General features: G+C 61.9%; 14 protein-coding genes. 5 read left to right on the top strand and 9 right to left on the bottom strand.

Annotated features, from left to right (window positions below):
* The first annotated feature begins 22 nt into the window (after positions 1–22).
* Positions 23–1021: a nucleoid-associated protein YejK gene (yejK, locus tag IE123_RS01525; protein ID WP_189514416.1), complete on the top strand. Its 999-nt coding sequence runs from the start codon at positions 23–25 to the stop codon at positions 1019–1021.
* On the opposite strand, the gene IE123_RS01520 is transcribed toward yejK, so the two are convergent.
* Positions 1018–1548, bottom strand: coding sequence for a nucleoside deaminase (locus tag IE123_RS01520; RefSeq protein WP_189514414.1), 531 nt, complete (start codon positions 1546–1548; stop codon positions 1018–1020). The two genes, yejK and IE123_RS01520, sit on opposite strands and share 4 nt — an antisense overlap.
* A 170-nt stretch (positions 1549–1718) precedes the next feature.
* Between IE123_RS01520 and IE123_RS01515 the strand changes: the two genes are divergently transcribed.
* Genes IE123_RS01515 through cyoD form a run of 4 tightly spaced genes read left to right on the top strand, consistent with a single transcriptional unit; the run spans position 1719 to position 5843 of the window.
* A complete protein-coding gene (locus IE123_RS01515; protein ID WP_189514412.1) occupies positions 1719–2756 on the top strand; it encodes a cytochrome ubiquinol oxidase subunit II family protein in 1038 nt (345 codons plus the stop codon).
* Complete coding sequence (locus IE123_RS01510; protein ID WP_189514410.1) at positions 2753–4858, top strand: cbb3-type cytochrome c oxidase subunit I; 2106 nt, start codon at positions 2753–2755, stop codon at positions 4856–4858. The genes IE123_RS01515 and IE123_RS01510 overlap by 4 nt, the downstream gene beginning before the upstream one ends.
* Positions 4855–5499, top strand: a complete 645-nt coding sequence (locus tag IE123_RS01505) for a cytochrome c oxidase subunit 3 (RefSeq protein WP_189514408.1) — start codon at positions 4855–4857, stop codon at positions 5497–5499. The genes IE123_RS01510 and IE123_RS01505 overlap by 4 nt, the downstream gene beginning before the upstream one ends.
* Complete coding sequence (gene cyoD / locus IE123_RS01500) at positions 5496–5843, top strand: cytochrome o ubiquinol oxidase subunit IV (RefSeq protein ID WP_189514406.1); 348 nt, start codon at positions 5496–5498, stop codon at positions 5841–5843. The genes IE123_RS01505 and cyoD overlap by 4 nt, the downstream gene beginning before the upstream one ends.
* A gap of 86 nt (positions 5844–5929) precedes the next feature.
* On the opposite strand, the gene IE123_RS01495 is transcribed toward cyoD, so the two are convergent.
* From IE123_RS01495 to hemG, 8 genes are all read right to left on the bottom strand, one after another.
* Positions 5930–6769 carry a putative RNA methyltransferase gene (locus IE123_RS01495; RefSeq protein ID WP_189514404.1) on the bottom strand — a complete coding sequence of 280 codons (840 nt, stop codon included), beginning with the start codon at positions 6767–6769 and terminating at the stop codon, positions 5930–5932.
* Positions 6766–7929, bottom strand: coding sequence for an N-methyl-L-tryptophan oxidase (gene solA, locus IE123_RS01490; protein WP_189514402.1), 1164 nt, complete (start codon positions 7927–7929; stop codon positions 6766–6768). Before solA ends, IE123_RS01495 begins: the two co-directional genes overlap by 4 nt.
* Positions 7926–9203 (bottom strand): dicarboxylate/amino acid:cation symporter, encoded by a 1278-nt coding sequence (locus IE123_RS01485; RefSeq protein ID WP_189514400.1) that lies wholly within the window; start codon positions 9201–9203, stop codon positions 7926–7928. The genes solA and IE123_RS01485 overlap by 4 nt, the downstream gene beginning before the upstream one ends.
* 280 nt (positions 9204–9483) lie before the next feature.
* The gene (gene phnE, locus IE123_RS01480; RefSeq protein WP_189514398.1) at positions 9484–10311 is read right to left on the bottom strand and encodes a phosphonate ABC transporter, permease protein PhnE; all 828 of its coding nucleotides are present in this window, start codon (positions 10309–10311) and stop codon (positions 9484–9486) included.
* The gene (phnE, locus tag IE123_RS01475; RefSeq protein ID WP_189514396.1) at positions 10308–11114 is read right to left on the bottom strand and encodes a phosphonate ABC transporter, permease protein PhnE; all 807 of its coding nucleotides are present in this window, start codon (positions 11112–11114) and stop codon (positions 10308–10310) included. Before phnE (IE123_RS01475) ends, phnE (IE123_RS01480) begins: the two co-directional genes overlap by 4 nt.
* Positions 11111–11926, bottom strand: coding sequence for a phosphonate ABC transporter ATP-binding protein (gene phnC, locus IE123_RS01470; protein WP_189514394.1), 816 nt, complete (start codon positions 11924–11926; stop codon positions 11111–11113). Before phnC ends, phnE (IE123_RS01475) begins: the two co-directional genes overlap by 4 nt.
* A 64-nt stretch (positions 11927–11990) precedes the next feature.
* Positions 11991–12950: a phosphate/phosphite/phosphonate ABC transporter substrate-binding protein gene (gene phnD, locus IE123_RS01465; protein ID WP_373295791.1), complete on the bottom strand. Its 960-nt coding sequence runs from the start codon at positions 12948–12950 to the stop codon at positions 11991–11993.
* A 152-nt stretch (positions 12951–13102) separates the two neighbouring features.
* On the bottom strand, positions 13103–14518 hold the full coding sequence (gene hemG / locus IE123_RS01460) for a protoporphyrinogen oxidase (protein ID WP_229819527.1): 1416 nt from the start codon (positions 14516–14518) through the stop codon (positions 13103–13105).
* Positions 14519–14592 lie beyond the last annotated feature (74 nt).

Genomic DNA, 14592 nt, shown 5'->3' with positions numbered 1-14592 from the left:
ACTTTTCTGCCGGATGGCTGTCATGCCGATTGTTCAAAGCATTGTTCATTATCTCGACAAATCCGCTGACGACCAGAGCGCCACGCTGAGCTGCACGTCGGCCCCCATGGCAGGCTCGGACGCCATGGAAGCGCTGCTCAATCATTTTAATGCCACCTTCAATGGCAAGACCAAGGGCTGGGGCCATTTCAATGGCGTCGAGGCGCAAAGCCCGTTTGCTCAGGGCCTGAGCGACTATCTGGCCGGCAACCGTGATTTTGTCGCCTTTACGCAGCAGGCCGCCGAGAGCTTTCGCACGCTGATTGATGAGCACCTCTCTACCGGCGGGCCCCTACTGTTTGTGCATGCCCGTCAGGGCGAGGCCGAATTTCTGACCGTGGCACTGCTGCACTACCGGGAAGGCTTCACGCTGGATGAACATTTCAATGTCACCACAGGCCGTCAGCTCAATCTGAGCCAGATGACGCTGGCCGTACGCATTGATCTGACCCAATGGCAGGCAGGCCAGTCGAAACAGTACATCGCCTTTACTCGTGACCGCGGCGGCAAGAAGCTCAGCGAGGATTTCCAGGCACTGCTGGGCTGTACCGAGGGCGTGGACGCCTCCAGCGAGACCCGCACCCTGCTCAAGGCCTTCAGCGACTATGTCGAAAGCGAATCGATGGATGAAACACAAAGTCGTGAGAAGACCGACGTGGTGATCGACTACGCCAGCGATCAGTCCAAACGCGGCGAGTCGATTACCCTTGAGGAGTTCTCAAGCCTGGTGGATGAGGAGCGACCCGACGCCTTTTATGACTATATCCGCAACAAGGACTACGGCCTTTCGCCCGAGATCCCCCCGGACAAGCGCACCCTGCAGCAGTTTCGCCGCTTTACCGGGCGCGCCAGTGGCATGTCGATCAGCTTTGACTCCCACCTGCTCGGCGACAGCATTGAATACAACGAGGCGCAGGATCGGCTGATCATCAAGAAGGTACCCGACAAGCTCAAGGCGCAGATTCGCGACCAGCGCGGCTAGCGCTCAAACGACCCGGTAAACGGCAGGACTCTCTTGTAGGGTGTGTTGTGAGGCGTGCGATGACGTCTTTCATGCAGCGCCCGAACGGCGTCCACCAGTGCCTCGACCGGCCCTTCCACGGCCACCCCGGGCGCGATCTCTCCTATCGGACGCATGGCAACAGGTGATGCCGGCGCCCCGAACTGCGCAATCCACTCGCTCAGTTGCCTTGATGAGCTGATAAAGACAATACGCCCGAGCCCTGCCCAGGCGTGGGCGGCAGCGCACATCGGACAGTGCTCGCCCGAGGTGTAAACCGTGGCGCGGGCGCGCGCCTGGGGCGTCATGTTGGCCGCCGCCCAGCGTGCGAGCACCAGCTCCGGGTGCTCGGTGGCATCTCCTGTCACCACCCGATTGCGCGCCTCACAAAGCACCTTGCCACTGTCATCGACCAGCACACTGCCAAAGGGGTCGTCGCCGGCCTCAAGGGCCTCGCGCGCCAGCACCACACAGCGTTCAAGATGCTTGCAAGCCTCTTCATTGATCATTTGATGCGCTTCCTTCGCTGATATTGAGACGTGTCAGTCGGGACCTGAAACGTCCCGACTGCAACCTTCAGTAATGCTTAAGCGACAATGCCTGGCTATAGTGGTGCCCGACCCGGAACACGTCGAGGTGTCGGGAACTATCTCGCATCAAGGATTGAGGAGATATGTCCGTGACAGGACGCACAAGATACTTTTTCCGGCAGGGCAACCGATATGTCCTGCTCGTTTTGCTGGTATTGCTGTCGGGCTGCGGCGCTGACATGCCCGGCTTCATGAACCCACAGGGTCAGGTCGCCGAGGCACAGCGTTACCATTTCTGGATCGTCATTGCGCTGGTGATGCTCGTGGTCATCCCGGTCATCATACAGACGCCGCTGATTCTCTGGCGCTATCGCTATCGCGGCCACGCGGTCTATCGTCCGAAATGGTACATGTCGCGCTGGCTGGACATCACCATGTGGGCGGTACCCATTCTGATTGTGGCCATTCTGAGCGTTTATGTCTGGCGCCAGACCCAGGAGCTTGACCCTTACCGCCCCATTGCCGGCGACCAGCCGCCGCTGGAAATACAGATCGTGGGGTATGACTGGAAGTGGCTTTTCATCTACCCCGACCAGGGGATCGCCACGCTGGGCCAGCTGGTCATCCCGGTGGATCGCCCGATCTCCTTTTCACTGACCTCGGCCTCTGTCCTGCAGTCATTTTTTATTCCGGCGCTGGGGAGTCAGATCGATGTCATGAACCGCATGGTGACCCGGCTGCACCTCAAGGCGGATCACCCGGGCCGCTTTGAAGGCAAGAACATGCAGTACAACGGCGAAGGCTTTCACCGCCAGCGCTTTATCACCCGCGCCGTCGATGACGATACCTTTGCCGAGTTTGTTCAGCGTACCCGCGAGCAGGGTCGGCCGCTGGATCAGGACACCTACGAGATCATCGCCCAAAAGGGTGACAATCGTGATGTCGCGCGCGCCCTCGGGCTTGATACGCGTGACAGTGACGCGGTGATTCGCCTGTCCTCGGTACCGAACGGGCTCTTTCACACCATCATGGACGGCTCACCCATCGACTGGTCGGCGCTTGACGTCTCACCGCCACAGCTGGGCACTACCCGTACCAGCGTGATTCAAAATCCCTCAAACGATGACACATCCTCCTCTTCCGAGGCGGCATCGTCCTCACATCAGCACAGGAAGGCGCAGCCATGAGTGATGCAACAAGCCTGATTTTTGGCCGGCTTGGCTGGGACGCGCTGCCCTTCTGGAGCATGCTGCACGATCACTCCCCCATGACCGTCATCAATGGCGTGATCGCCACCGGCGCCGCCGGCATGGTGGTGCTGGGGGCGCTTGCGGCCATCGTGCTGGTGACCTGGCTTGGCAAGTGGAAATACCTGTGGTCCGAGTGGCTGACCAGTCCCGATCACAAGAAGATCGGCATCATGTTCATTGTCATTGCCCTGGTGATGCTGTCACGCGCCATCATTGAGGCCGTGCTCATGCGGGTCCAGCAGACATTCGGACTTGATGGCGGCTTCTTGACCGCCGAGCACTTCGGTGAGCTCTTTACCACCCACGGCACCATCATGATCTTTTTCATGGCGATGCCGTTTCTGACCGGCATCATCAACTACGTGATGCCGCTGCAGATTGGCGCGCGGGATCTCTCCTTCCCTGTCATGAATCAGGTAAGCCTTGGCCTGACGGCAGCAGGGGCAGCGCTGGTGATGATCTCCCTGGTGCTGGCGCCCTTTTCCACCGGCGGCTGGACCGGCTACCCGCCCTTCACCGAGCTTGCCTATAACCCGGGCGCAGGCGTCGACTACTGGCTCTGGGCGGTCACGCTCTCCACGCTTTCCTCAACGCTGACCGGCATCAACTTCGCCGTCACCATCTTCAAGAAACGCGCGCCGGGCATGAAACTCTTTCGCATGCCGCTCTTTACCTGGACGGCGCTGTGTACAGCCATCCTGATGATCTTTGGCATGCCGCCGCTGACGGTCGCCACGGGCCTTCTGGCGCTGGATCGCTATCTCGACTTTCACATGTTCACCACCGATCTGGGGGGCAACATGATGAACTACGTCAATCTGCTCTGGGCCTTTGGTCACCCCGAGGTCTACATCCTGATCCTGCCGCCCTTTGGTATCTTCTCCGAGATATTTGCCACCTTCTCGGGCAAGCGCATCTACGGCTACAGGATCCTCGTCATTGCCACCATGTGCATTGCGGTGCTCTCGTTTACCGTCTGGCTGCATCACTTTTTCACCATGGGCCAGAGTGCGCACATCAACGCCGCCTTCGGTATCGCCACCATGCTGATCGGCATTCCCACCGGCGTGAAGGTCTATGACTGGATGCTGACCATGTACCGCGGACGTATCCGGCTGTCGGTACCCATGGTCTATGCCATCGGTTTTATCATGCTGTTCGTGCTGGGCGGCATGACCGGCATTATCCTGGCCACCCCCAGCGTGGATTATCAGGTGCACAACTCGCTGTTTCTGATTGCCCACTTCCACAACATGCTGATCCCGGGGCTTTTGTTCGGCATGCTCAGCGCCACCAACTTCTGGTTCCCCAAGGCTACCGGCTTTCGTCTGGAAGAGCGCTGGGGCTACCGGGCCGCCTTTTGCTGGATCATCGGCTTCATGCTGACCTTCTTCCCGCTCTACGTGCTGGGGCTGATGGGCATGCCGCGCCGTTCGGTGGCGTATTTTGAACCGCAATATCTCCCCTGGATGATTACGGCGGGTATCGGGGCAATGGTGATCCTGTGCGCGCTGCTGTGCCTTTTGATGCAACTGTGGGTGAGCATCCGCGACCGCCACGCCAACAACGTCTTTGCCGGTGATCCCTGGGATGGCCGAACGCTGGAATGGGCCGTTTCCGCGCCACCGCCGGAGTACAACTTCCCGGTGCTTCCCGAGATCTACAGCATCGATGCCTTCATGACCGAGAAGGACCGCGGCCAGGGCTGGCAGGCGCCTGACCACTATGTCGATATCGAGATGCCGGCCAACAGCACCATGGGCGTGATCATTGGCATCACCGGTCTTGCCATGGCGTTTGGTCTGGTCTGGTACATGTGGTGGCTGGTGATTGGTGCGGGCCTGGTGACGCTGGTCGCCGTGATCGCCCGCGGCTTTGTGCGCAGCACGACCCGCACCATTCCTGCCCATGAAGTGCAGCGCAGCCATGAGCACTGGCTGGAACAGGTCAGGCGGACCAACCCGATCGACCGCTCACTGGAGCAGACCACCGCCAATCACGGTCGACCCGTGCCACCCATCGAGGGAGCCGTGCAATGAGCTCAACCGACACTCACGCGCTTGAAGGCAACAGTCGCCATCCCGGTCTCAATCTGGGGGCCGCGCACGCTCAGGAAGAGGACACCCGCGAGGAAATGGTGTTCGGTTTCTGGGTATTCATGATGAGCGACCTGATCCTGTTTGGTCTGCTGTTTGCCACCTACGTCACCATGCTGGGCGGCACCGCCGGCGGGCCGGGGCCACAGGCGCTTTTCGAGCTTAAGAGCGCCTTTATCCAGACCATGATCCTGCTGGTCAGCAGCTTCACCTTTGGCATGGCCTCCCTGGCACTCAAGTACCGGGAAGACAGGGTGCGGCTGGTGGTCTGGCTGCTGGTCACGCTGGCGCTTGGCCTTGCGTTTCTCTTTTTTGAGCTCAAGGACTTTCACAGCATGTTCGACAAGGGCGGCGTGCCCAGTCGAAGCGGCTATCTCTCGGCATTTTTCTCGCTGGTGCCGCTGCATGGCCTGCACGTGACCGCGGCCTGCATCTGGCTGGTGGCGCTGCTGGGTCAGATGGCCGTCCACGGGCTGGACGCTCCGGTCAAGACCGGCATTCTGCGCCTGGCGATCCTCTGGCACTTTCTGGATATCGTCTGGATCGGCATTTTTTCACTGGTCTATCTGGGAGGGCTGTCATGAGCAGACGCACGCTCAATGAGCAGGAAGCCCGCGAGTGCAAAACCGAGCAGCGAAACTATCTGTGGGGGTTTGGGCTGGCGCTGGTGCTGACGCTGATCCCCTTTGGGCTGGTCGCCTTCATTGATATCGAGCGCATGACGCTGTGGATCACGATCGGGGGCTGCGCACTGGCCCAGGTCATCGTGCATCTGCGCTTTTTCATGCACATCACGCTGGCCAAAAACAAGCGCGAGGATCTGCTGCTGATCCTCTTCACCGTGCTGATTCTGGTGATCATGTGTGGCGGGACGCTGTGGATTCTGTTTGATCTTTACCAGCGCATGCTGCCCGGCATGATGCCCTGAGAAAGCGCCGTAAAACGCGCACTCGATACAGGACAGCCCGGCCATGGCCGGGCTGTTTTGCGAGATACGACTCTGTCAAGACGCCGCTAAAGACGCCGACTGCTTCGAAGCTGCACATCCACCGTGACATCAAGACGGGCAAGCGCCGAGGCCTTCGCCCGCCCTTCGGCACTTGCCCGATAGAGATGTGGCGTCATGACCAGCAGGTCAGCAATCTGCTCGGCACTCCCCAGCGAGCGTTCATGGCGCACGGCATCAAAGGTATCAAACGCAAAGCCTGGCGCTGGCGCCTGGCGCGTTTCACGCGGCGCCTTGAGCGTTGGATAGATGATTTCGCGCAGCTCAATCAGATGATCGGGCCCGGCCTCGACTTCCAGCAGTAGTCCACCCGGTTTCAGCACACGGGCAAACTCGGCAGGCGTCGGGAATCCGAACATGCACAGCACCACATCCAGAGACTGATCCGGCACCGGCAGCGCTGCATTGCTGCCGACCACCCACTGCATGCGCTTGTCACGTCCGGCGGCGGCCTGCACCGCCCACTTGGAGATATCCAGCCCCAGCAGTGACAGCCTGCGAGCAGACTCGACGCCGGCCAGTGCGCGCAGGTAGTAGCCCTCACCGCAGCCGGCATCGAGTATGGCAAGCGACTCATGCGCCAGACCGTGAGAAAGCACGCGGCGGCTGACGGCCTCGGCAATGCCCTGATAGTGCCCGGCCTCCAGAAAGCGCCGGCGGGCAGCAATCATGGCCTTGCTGTCACCCGGGTCCAGCGAGCGCTTTTTCTGTACCGGCAGCAGATTGACGTGGCCCTGACGTGACACATCAAAGGTGTGGCCCTGCGGGCAGCGCCAGCCACCGTCGGTGCGTGACAGCGGCTCACCCTCCAGCGGACAGGTCAGCGTGGTAAACGGCATGATGCTCATGAAAGGTGACCTTCTGACGATGAAAAGCGCGTCATTGCGAACAGGGCCAGTTCCGGCAGGCGACGGTTCTGGTCCAGCCAGATGCCAAGCGCCTCGCCCAGAGCGCTGGCAAACTTGAAGCCGTGACCGGAAAAGCCTCCGGCCACCAGCAGTCCGGGCAGCAGCTCATCGATCAAAAAATGCTCATCAGGCGTGCGGATGTACTGACACACCGCCCCATATCGAAGTGCCCCAACACCGGGAAAATAACGATCCACGACCTGCTGAAGCTCGACCACATCATCCTCACAAGCGCCAAAGGCCGCCATCGTCTCGCCGGACGGCAGCGGCTGGCCGCTATCGTGGCGGCCGATCTTGAAGCCGGCGCCGTCGATATCGGGAAAGCCGTAATAGATGGCACCTGATGGTGTGGTCAGGCTGAAGCCCGGGAAGTCACCCAGCGCGTAGCGCGCATCGCTCTCATACCAGGCAAAGGTCTTGCGCACCCGGGTGAGCGGCAGCTCGATCCCCAGCCCCGCCATCAGCGGTGCAAGATGCTGACCACTCGATAGCAGCACGCGCTCGGCCGCAAAGCGTCGGCCGTCGGCGCAGACCGCTTCCCAGCCGCCCTGCTCGCCGGCCTCGAGCCGAACCACCTGAGCACCGGTCGCCAGCGACACGTTCGGGCTACGCGCAACGCGTTCGCGCCAGCATTTGAGAATGCGCTCCACATACAAAACGCCAGCATCACGCTCGAAACCACCGTGCATGGTGGCGTCCAGCGCCCAGCCGGGCCAGCGCCGGGCGGCCTGATCACCGGTCAGGCTGTCGAGCGCCAGGCCATGCTCGCGCGCGCTGGCCTCGACCTGGCCAATAAAGGGCGCCTCGGGCGGGCCGACGTTGAGCACGCCGGTGGGCAGAAAGAGCGTTTCGCCGCTCTCCCTTTCAAGCTGCTTCCAGAGTTCAAGCGCGCGCCGGGCCAGCGGCACGTAGCTGCTGCCCTCACCGTAGGCCTGACGCAGCAGACGCGTCTCGCCATGATGCGCACCCTGGTCATGAGGCGGACTAAAGGCATCCAGCAGCTGCACGCGGGCCCCACTGTGGCGGGCCAGCCAGTCCGCGGTCGAAAGCCCCATGCTGCCCGCGCCGATGATCAGATAATCGATGGCGGTGGCGGTCACAGCCGCGGCTCCATCTTGCTGGACTCGACGGGAGCGCTTTTCCTTCTGCCGGACGTCTTCCGGCCCTTGCGCTCGCTGCGCGCGATCAGCGCCGTACCGGCCAGATCACCGGTGACGTTGAGCGCGGTGCAGCCCATGCCCACCAGCGCATCGATCGAGGTCAGAAGTGCCACGGTTTCGATCGGCAGGCCGACCTGGGAAAAGACGGTCGCGATCATCACGATGCCTGCCCCCGGCACCCCGGCGGTGCCGATCGAGATCAGCGTGCCGATCAGCACGATCTGCGCCATGGTGGCAATATCCAGCGGCGTGCCCATCACGTTGGCAGCAAATACCGCCGAGATGGCAATACGAATCGCCGCACCGTCCATGTTGATGGTCGCGCCCAGCGGCAGACTGAAGCCGTAGAGCGACTGCGGCAGTCCCATGCGATTGGCGGCATTGAGACTCAACGGCAGCACGCCGGTGCTGCTCTGGGTCGCAAAGGCCGTCGCCATGGGCGTGCGCGCCTCGCGAAAGAAATCCCGCAGCCGTACGCCGAAAAGCTTCATCAATACGCAGTAGACCAGCAGGTGCACGCCGAGCGCGATATAGAGCACCATCACCATGTCACCCAGCGACAGGATGGTTGCAAGCCCCTGCTGGCTGACGGTATTGGCCACGATCGCAAACACGCCGATCGGCACTACATGCAGCACACCGGCCATGACCTTCATGGTCACGGCATTGAGCCCTTCCAGCAGACGGTAGAGGTGATCGCCCAGCTCGCGCTGCGCGTCACTGCTGCGCATGAACAACAGCGCCAGGCCAAACACCACCGCGGTAAAGATAATCCCCAGCAGGTTGGGCTCGGCAAACGCCGAGACGATGTTGCTGGGCACGATATTCAAAAGCACCTGCACCAGCCCCGGGTTTTCCGGCACGCTGACGCTGGCATCGGTGTCCAGTGTCAGGCCCTGCCCCGGATTAAACAGCGTGGCCACCGCCAGCCCCACCATGATCGCCAGCGCCGTGGTCACCACGTAATAGAGCAGCACCTTGCGCCCAATCCGCCCCATGCTGCCCACATCGGCCTGATTGATACCGACCATCAGAGTAAAGAGCACGATCGGCACGATCAGAAACTGCAGAAGGCGCAGCAGCAGATCGCCAAGTGGCGACAGCCAGGTCACGTATTCACCGCCGAAAAGACCGGCGACCACACCCAGCACCAGCGCCAGCGTCACGCGCAGGATCAGGGAAGCCTTTAAATAGGCATGAAACAGGGTTTTCATCAGACATCCTTGAAGAGGAGAAACAAGCCTCGACCGCGACACCATAGCGCGCCAGGCGCAGTCCGACAGACGGCCGCGCTGCTTTGGGCGGGGATTATGCCATTAACGTGCGGGCAAAAAAGTACGACACGAAAGCATGTATTTATTCCTTAAAAGAATAGTTGATACCAAAGCGTCGTGATTCCCGGGTATCAACCACTTGGCTGCAACCAATAGCGCCCCGGTATCGGGAAATACCGGGGCGCTGATCATTGCCCTGCCTGCCGGATAAGGTTTAACGCTAGATAATCGCCCGCCGCACTCGCGCCGAGACCCACTCACTCACCACCACCGTGCCCAGAATCAACAAAAGAATCATGGTGACCTGCGGCCAGGCGAGTACATTGAGTGAGGCCTGCAGTTTGAGGCCAAGACCGCCGGCGCCGACCAGCCCGAGGATGGCGCTCTCGCGGATGTTGATGTCCCAGCGAAAGACCGAGATGCCGCAGAAGGCCGGCAGCAGCTGCGGCAGGTAGCCATAGTTGAGGACCTGAGCGCGCCCGGCACCGGTGGCGGTAATGGCCTCGATCTGGCGGGCGTCGGTCTCCTCGATCGCCTCATACAAAAGCTTGGCTACAAAGCCGATCGAGCGCAGCGCAATCGCCACGATGCCGGCCAGCAGCCCCGGACCGATGACGGCCACCAGCAGCAGCGCCCAGATCAGCGAGTTGATCGAGCGCGAGGTCACGATGATGAAAAGCGCCACCGGGCGCACCAGCGCCACACTCGGCGTGGTGTTGCGCGCGGCCAGAAAGGCGACCGGCACGGCCATGATCACGCCGCCCAGCGTGCCCAGGGTGGCCATGTTGAGCGTGTCCCACAGCGGCTTTAAAAGCTCCGGCAGATAACTCCAGCGCGGCGGCACCATACGACTGCCGATGTCGGCGGCCTGGGACGGTGCATCCTGCACAAACATCCAGATGGTGTCCTGGGTCATCACCTGCCAGCACCAGACAAACAGCGCCACCAGCGCCAGCCAGCCGGCCCAGAGCAGCAGCTTCGTGCGTGGCGTGCGCCACTGCCAGAGCTGCGAGTAGTGTTGTGGCGAGTGGTGTTGTGGCTCGTTCATTGCACCCATTTCCTGACCAGACCCGAGACGTACTCCGAGACCATCACGATGGCGATGATGATCAGCAAAATCGCGCCGGCGCTGTCGTACTCGTAGCGATCGATGGCGGTATTGAGCGTGGCGCCGATGCCGCCGGCACCGACAATGCCGATCACCGCGCTTTCACGAAAATTGATGTCCAGGCGATAGAGCGACAGCCCGATCAGCCGCGGCAGCACCTGCGGCTCAACGGCGTAGTTGATCATCTGCCACCAGGAGGCGCCGGTGGCGCGTATCGCTTCGAGCTGTGTGCTGCTTGCCTCCTCGATGTCATCGGCCAGAAGCTTGGCCAGAAAGCCGATGGTGGCAAAGGCCAGCGTCAGAAAGCCGGCAAAGGGGCCAAAGCCGAACATCGCCACCAGAAAAATGGCGATGATAATCTCCTGCAGCGAGCGGCTGACGGCGATGATCGAGCGACAGATCAGATAGACCGGCCGCGGCGTCAGGTTGCGCGCCGCGCCGATGCCGATCGGAATCGAGATGAGAATACCGACCACGGTCGAGGTCAGCGTCATGGTCAAACTTTCGCTCAGCCCACTGACAATATCGCGCTGACGGCTGACAAAATCCGGCTGCAGAAAGCCCATCACAAAGCGCTGCCCACGCTCAAGGCCGATGCTGACCCGCTGCCAGTCGACCTCCAGCGAGCCGATCGCCAGTACCAGATAGACGACAGCCGCCACGCTTAAGGCCCTTCGCCAGCCGGGGTGATGAATGATCTGCGGCGGGCGCTTCCAGTGACGCGGATAGTTCAAGGCGCTCATGAGGCCAGCGCCCGTGCTTCGGGCATGGCGGGTGCAGGCGGCGCGTCATCCTCTTCCGGTGCATTTGTCTGCCACTCTTCCTCGCCATAGATATGCGTCAGCATGGCCTCATCAAGGGCCTCGGGCGGCCCGTCAAACACGACTTCACCGGCGCGCAGGCCGATCAGGCGCTGCACGAACTGCCTGGCCAGCGGTACATCGTGGATGTTGACGATGGCCGGCAGCTGTCGCTCGGCGCAGAGTTCGGTCAGCAGGCGCATGATCTGTCGGCTGGTGCGCGGATCAAGACTGGCAGTGGGCTCATCGATCAGCAAAAGCTCCGGCGCTTGGGCAAGTGCCCGGGCAATACCGACCCGCTGGCGCTGACCGCCGGAAAGCGTATCGGCGCGCTTGTTGGCGTGATCCATCAAACCCACGCGATCAAGCAGCGCCCAGGCACGCTGAATGTCCTCGCCCGGAAAGCGCCGCGTCCAGCTGCGCCAGAACGGCACGTAGCCAAGCCGACCGGAAAGCACGTTTTCCATCACGGTCAGGCGCTCGACCAGGGCATATTCCTGAAAGATCATCCCGATACGCCGGCGCTGGACACGCAGCCCTGCCCCGCCCAGCCGGGTGAGGTCGATATCGCCCAGCAGCACCTGACCGGACGTGGGCTCGACCAGCCGGTTAATACAGCGAATCAGTGTGGACTTGCCGGCGCCCGAGGGTCCGATCAGCCCGATGATCTGACCGCCGGGCACGGTGAGAGAGACGTTTTTCAGGGCGCTATCGCCGGTGCGATAGGTCTTGGAGAGTCCCTTGATGGTCAGCATGACAAGTCTCCGTGAGTGACAGCCGGGCGCCCATCGCCCGGCCGGGATAGCCGCATGAAAAACATCAGCCGCACTCGTAGCTCACGCCGTTGGCTTCATCGATGGTGCGAATCACGGCCCAGTCATCCTTGAAGTTGATGTCGATGAACTGCGCCTCACCGCCGGGTCCAAACTCCTTCTCGAGACCGGAGCCCTGCCAGTCGAAGGTCCTGAAGGCCTCCTGGATCTTCTCCTGCAGCTCGGGGTTCAGGTCATGGGCCACGCCGTAGCCGGTGGTGGGGAAAGTCTGTGACGTATAAAGCGAGGTCAACTGATCAGCCTTGACCACGCCGCGCTCGAGCATGCGATCGCGCACCGAGTTGGCAATCGCTGCAGCCGGATAGTCATGATTGGCCACTCCCAGAATCGAGCTGTCATGCGCGCCCGAGAAGACTGCCTTGTAGTCGCGCCCGGCCTTGAGACCAAACTCGGCGTCCAGAATGGCCGACGGCGCCTTGAAGCCCGAGTTGGAGGTCTCGGAGGTAAAGGCCATTTCGCGGCCCTTGAGACCTGCAACATCGTCAATGCCGGAGCCCGGCCAGGTGATGATCTCCATTTCATAGCCAAAGGAGCCGTCGTCGGCGGCCATCATGATAAAGGGACGAAACCCCGCGCAGGCAACCGCCAGCGGCGTGGTGCCGGTGCTGAAACCGGCCACGTGCAGCCGCCCGGCACGCATCGCCTCGATCTGGGCCGCGTTGGACTGCACCGGGAAGAACTGCACCCGTTTGCCGGTCACCTCGCTCATGTGGTCGAGAAAATCCGACCACACATCGGCGTACATGGCCGGGTCCTCGACCGGGGTATAGGCAAAGATCAGGGTGCTCGGGTCACGCCATTGAGACGAATCGGTGGGGATATCCGCGACCATGTCACCGTCGTTATCGCTGTAACGGCTGCTCAGCTGAAACTCGGCCTGTGCCGTCTGTGCCAGTGGCAGGGCCAGCAGGAATGCGGCGAGCGCACCGCAGGTCTTCATACGCATGAGGATCGTTTCCCTGAAATGTTCTGTCGCTGACCAGCGTGGAGGGCTGGTCAGTGTGATGTGGCTGACAGATGACAATCCTGGGCAACAAATGTGACAGGAAGACGACAGACGTGTCTGATCAGTACGCAGCGCGCTCGACGGCTGAATGACTACCCCGCGGCCAGTCGCTCCCCCAGCTTGCGACCGTTTTCAAGGCAATCCCCCACCGCAATGCCGTCACGCCAGTTGCCGGCCAGATGCAGCCCGGCGTGGCGTTCAAGCGCACTATCCAGTCGTGCAATGCGCTCCAGATGGCCCAGCTCATACTGCGGAATCGCCCGCGGCCAGCGGCTGACCTGCTGCCAGACCGGATCGCCGCGAATACCCAGCAGGTCGCGCAGGTCGTAGAGCACCTGCTGGACCTGATCGGCATCGCTGCCTTCGGCGGCTTCGGGCTGACGCCGCCCGCCGATAAAGGCATTGATCAGGCAGTGTCCGCTGGGCGCGCGGCCTTCAAAGATGGTCGAGGAGAACAGCGCTCCCAGCGTGCGGCGCTTTTCGATGCTGGGGATCAGCACGCCGAAACCATCAAGGGCATGCGTGATGTCCTCGCGGCGAAAGCCGAGTGCGACGGCGTTGACCGGCGGATAGGCGATCTCTTCAAGTGGCGCCGCCAGCGCTTCATCCAGCGGCGTCAGAAGCTGGATCGCTACGGGGGCAGAAACGGCCAGTACCAGCTCACGCGTGCGAAAGCGACGCCCGGTGCTGTCGGTGATCTCCCAGCCATCATCCATTTTGCTGATGGTGCTCACCTCGCACGAACACTGGATCTCGCCGCCGTGGGTCGTGATCTCCTCGCCAAGCCGCTCGGCCAGACGCTCAAGCCCGCCCGGGAAGCTCACCAGCTTGCCGCGCCACTCGGCGGGCATCTCGGGAGTGGCCCGGCGCGACTGCCAGAGCCGGGTCAGGCCGCCGCGAATCAACGAGCCGTGTTCGCGCTCGATGGCGACCAGACGCGGCATGGCGGCCTGCGCCGAGAGCCGTTGCGGATCACCGGCATACACACCCGAAACAAACGGATCGACCATGCGTTCCAGCACCCGACGCCCCAGGCGACGCTCGACAAAGCCGGCCAGGCTTTCCTCGGGCGCGCTGCTGCGCTTGACGAAGGGTTCACGCACGATCCGTGACCAGCCCTCGCGCCCGATCAGGGGGTTATTCAGGGCGCGCAGCGGGTGGGTGGGCAGCGCCACCGGATGGCCATCCATCGCCACAAAACGCTTCTGTGCCGATGCATTGGCCGATTGTACCTCCTTGAGCAAACCCATCTCCTCAAGCAGATGGTAGAGCGGCGGTTTCATGATCAGCGTGTTGGGGCCGATCTCGGTCTGCCACTTTCCATCCTGCCGGGTGCTGATATTGCCGCCGACGCGCGCTTCGCGCTCAAGCAGCACCACCCGCCTGCCGCGCCGCGCCAGAGTGCGCGCAGCCGCAAGGCCTGTCGCCCCGCCGCCAATCACGACCACATCGTGGATCTCGTCCTTCACGCTGCCCTCTTCCATTGCTGCTTCCCCTGCGTGGTTCATCCGTGCGCCTTGTATCACCACAGCATACGCAGCGACGTCTTTTCGGGCGACAGCTGACACGCGACACGTTGCCG

It is taken from the genome of Kushneria pakistanensis, from assembly GCF_014652795.1.
Taxonomy (GTDB): domain Bacteria; phylum Pseudomonadota; class Gammaproteobacteria; order Pseudomonadales; family Halomonadaceae; genus Kushneria; species Kushneria pakistanensis.
Note: the sequence above shows the minus strand (reverse complement) of the source record. Positions and strands in the feature narration are given on the sequence as shown.